This window comes from uncultured Leptotrichia sp., from assembly GCF_938036635.1.
Classification (GTDB): domain Bacteria; phylum Fusobacteriota; class Fusobacteriia; order Fusobacteriales; family Leptotrichiaceae; genus Leptotrichia; species Leptotrichia hongkongensis.
In genome coordinates this window covers 1-3555 of the sequence record NZ_CALHQO010000032.1, presented here as the reverse complement: position 1 = coordinate 3555, position 3555 = coordinate 1, and the positions used below count along the sequence as shown (strand labels likewise).

Genomic DNA, 3555 nt, shown 5'->3' with positions numbered 1-3555 from the left:
AAAAAGGTGGGGTTATGGCAATAAGTTTATTTAGTTGCAGCTATATGGGTGTAGATACTTATGTTGTGGAAGTAGAGGTTGATTTATCCAGAGGGCTGCCTGTATTTAATATAGTTGGAATGGGAGATCAGGCGATTTCTGAAAGCAAGGAGCGAATTAGAAGCTGTTTTAAGAATGTGGGGTTTGAATTTCCTGTCAGACGTGTGCTGGTGAATTTATCACCTGCAAATATCAGAAAAAAAGGCAGTCATTTCGACTTAAGCATATTTTTAGGTATACTTGCGAATACAGGTCATATTTCAAATATAGAAATATTAAAAAAATATCTAATTTTAGGAGAGATTTCCTTAAATGGAAAAATAAAATCAATAAATGGAGCAATAAACGCCACAATTTTAGCAAAAGAAACAGATTTTACAGGCGTTGTTGTCCCAATGGAAAATTATAATGAAGCAAAATTAATTTCAGGTGTAGAAATTATTCCTGTTGATGAAATTACAGAATTACTAGATTTTCTAGATGGAAAAATTGATATAAAAACATTGTGTAAAAAAGCTGTCGAGATGAATGCTTCAAAATCAGAAAAAGATAAAAACTTAGATGAGACTGTTGATTTTTCAGATGTAAAAGGGCAGCTACTTGCAAAAAGGGCTTTAGAAATTGCAGCCGCTGGTGGACACAATGTATTTCTAATAGGCGATCCTGGTTCAGGTAAATCAATGCTTGCAAAAAGATTTAACACAATTTTACCTGATATGCCTGAAGAAGAAATAATAGAAACAACCAAAATTTACAGTATTTCAGGAATGTTAAGCCAAAGTGAGCCAATAATTCGTAAACGCCCATTTAGAGCTCCACACTATTCAGCGACACAAGTAGCTCTAGTAGGCGGTGCAAACAGAGTTGGTGAAATTACTTTAGCACTAAATGGAATATTATTTCTAGATGAAATTGGAGAGTTTGAAGGAAAAACATTGGAAACGTTAAGACAGCCTTTGGAAGATGGAAAAATCGTTATTTCAAGAGCAAACCTAAGTGTAACCTATCCAGTAAAAAATATTACAATAACTGCTTCAAATCCTACTCCAAGCGGATATTTCCCTGATAACCCACTATGTAACGACAGTCTAAAAGAAATTAAACGTTATCAGAAAAAATTTTCAGGTCCACTTCTTGATAGAATGGATTTATACGTAGAAATGCATCAGTTAAAAAAAGATGAAATTTTTGATGAATCTCTATCAGAAAAATCCAAAGAAATTCAAAAAAGAGTTATAAAAGCTCGTGAAGTACAAAAACAACGTTTTAATTCAAATACTCTAAATAGAGATATGAATAAGAAACAGTTAAATAAATATTGCAAAATAGATGAAGAAAGCGAAGAAATTATGAAATCTGCCATTGATAATTTAAAATTGTCAGTCAGAATGTTTGATAAAATCTTGAAGGTATCCAGAACAATAGCAGATTTAGATGGTGAAGAAAATATAAAAAAAGAACATTTATTGGAGGCACTAAATTATCGCCGAAAATAAATAGCACTAAACTTATTAAAAAGAATTTTTCAATAATAAGCAGTCTTAATACTTGTAAAATAGCATAGTAAAACTAGTTTAAAACAAAACTCAAAAATTATGACTATTTTATTCAAACCCTAAATTATATAATTTCTAGCAGTTCAATTTTTAATGGGTTCGAGTATAAAATCAGAAAATTTATGAAATTAAATTTATTTTCTGTAAAATTACAAAAGTTTTTAAAATGGATACTTAAAAATTAAATTTGATTTTTTTTACAATTTGGCAAAACAAAAAAATGTGTAACTATTCAAATAAAACTGAGTAATTACACATTTTTACATCTCTTTGATTTCTTATTTTTTCTCATTAATCCGTTCTTCTATGAAATCAAGCAACTCTTTTCTTCCAGTATTTTTTAATGAAGAATAAAAAAATACATCTTCATTTTTAAATACAAGTTTTTTCCTGATTTCCTTTAACTGCTTAAATTTTTCATTGTTTGACAATTTATCAGCTTTTGTAAATATTATATAATATTCAATTTCAAAATGTTCTAACCATTTTAACATTTCCATATCCTCATTTGATGGAACTCTACGCAAATCCAGCAATAAAAAAACTACTTTTTCACGATTTGAAACAAGATAGCTTTCTATTGTTTTCCCCCAATTCCTTTTCACAGCCTCAGGCACTTTAGCAAATCCGTATCCTGGCAAATCTACAAAATGAATCTTGTTATTTATCAAAAAATAATTGATTAACTGTGTTCTTCCTGGTGTTTTACTAGTTCTTGCCAAATTTTTTCTTTTTGTAAGTGAATTTATTAGTGAAGATTTTCCCACATTTGATCTTCCGATAAAAGAAAATTCCACAGTGTTATTGAATTCTGGATAATCTTTTTCCACAACTGCTGATTTCACAAATTCTGACTTGCTTATTTCCATGCTTCACCTCTTTTTTATTTTTCTAATTTTTAAACTCATTTTTTGCATTTTCCAACGAAGTTTCTTCAGGAATAAAGTACCAGATTCTATTAATCATTCTTCCATCCCCAGTTATTTCATACTGCTCAATTTTTTTATTTAGTAAAAACGCTGGCAATACTGATAATCCTTTAATTGGATTTACTGCAATATCCATCTTTTCTTTTGCATATCCATAAACTTCTGGAATATATTTCCATCCAGATGGTGCAACTAATTTTTTCACAATTCCCTGAATAACCTGTCTTTGACGTTCATCACGCTTAAAGGCTGTATCACTTTTTCTATGTCTTGTATAGGCAAGTGCCATTCTCCCTCTTAAATTATAAACTTGACCTTGATTAAAATGAAATACTTCCTGATCAAAATAGTCTTGATCAAAAGTGTGATTTGAAACAACATCGACTCCATCAATCAAATTAGTCAAGTTCATAACATCTTCAAATCTAAATCTTACATGATAATTAATTTTGGTATCAAGAAAGTTTTCCACAGCATCAATTGTACATTGCACACCGCCAAAATGATGTGAATGCGTGATTTTATCCTGCTTATAATTTTCACAAGGAATCTCTGCATATGTATCACGCGGAATCGAAATCATTTTTACCTGTGCCAGATAAGGCACAACCCTTATAACAACTAGCCCATCGCTCCGAGAACCTTCTGTTGGCTGATTAGCATACGCATCTACTCCTATAATAAGAATATTAAATGGTACAGAAAGCCAACCTATAAGCACCACTAAAAATATCCCCAATATTATAAATACTTTTTTCATTTTTTCACCTCTTAATTTTTACACTTTTTCAAGTAACATATTTTAAATAACACAAAGTAAATTATTTAAAGCCTATATTTGACTTTATAACTTTTTAGCCTAATAAATTTTATCTTCTAATACTATTTCCCATTTAAATAGTAAAAATCAAAAAATCCGTGAAATTAAAGCCTTTTTTACAAGATTGTACTGTTTATAACCTATGTAATTATAAAATTCCTTTAATTAAATTTTGAAAAGCTACTCATTGTTAATAAATGTTTTTCATAAT

The 3555-nt window shown here is 29.6% G+C and carries 3 protein-coding genes; 1 reads left to right on the top strand and 2 read right to left on the bottom strand.

All coding sequences use genetic code 11. The annotated features are described in order from the left end of the window. Nucleotides 1–14: 14 nt before the first annotated feature. On the top strand, nucleotides 15–1535 hold the full coding sequence (locus Q0370_RS00450; RefSeq protein ID WP_299570602.1) for a YifB family Mg chelatase-like AAA ATPase: 1521 nt from the start codon (nucleotides 15–17) through the stop codon (nucleotides 1533–1535). Between the two features lie 338 nt (nucleotides 1536–1873). Here the strand turns inward: Q0370_RS00450 and yihA are convergent, their stop codons facing one another. Further along, the gene (gene yihA / locus Q0370_RS00445; protein WP_006805833.1) at nucleotides 1874–2464 is read right to left on the bottom strand and encodes a ribosome biogenesis GTP-binding protein YihA/YsxC; all 591 of its coding nucleotides are present in this window, start codon (nucleotides 2462–2464) and stop codon (nucleotides 1874–1876) included. A gap of 22 nt (nucleotides 2465–2486) precedes the next feature. Next, nucleotides 2487–3284, bottom strand: coding sequence for an LCP family protein (locus Q0370_RS00440; protein WP_299570599.1), 798 nt, complete (start codon nucleotides 3282–3284; stop codon nucleotides 2487–2489). Nucleotides 3285–3555 lie beyond the last annotated feature (271 nt).

Bases quoted from the DNA above. Each gene is read 5' to 3' on its own strand.
- Q0370_RS00450 (WP_299570602.1), top strand. From the start codon at position 15: ATGGCAATAAGTTTATTTAGTTGCAGCTATATGGGTGTAGATACTTAT.
- Q0370_RS00440 (WP_299570599.1), bottom strand. From the start codon at position 3,284: ATGAAAAAAGTATTTATAATATTGGGGATATTTTTAGTGGTGCTTATA.
- yihA (WP_006805833.1), bottom strand. From the start codon at position 2,464: ATGGAAATAAGCAAGTCAGAATTTGTGAAATCAGCAGTTGTGGAAAAA.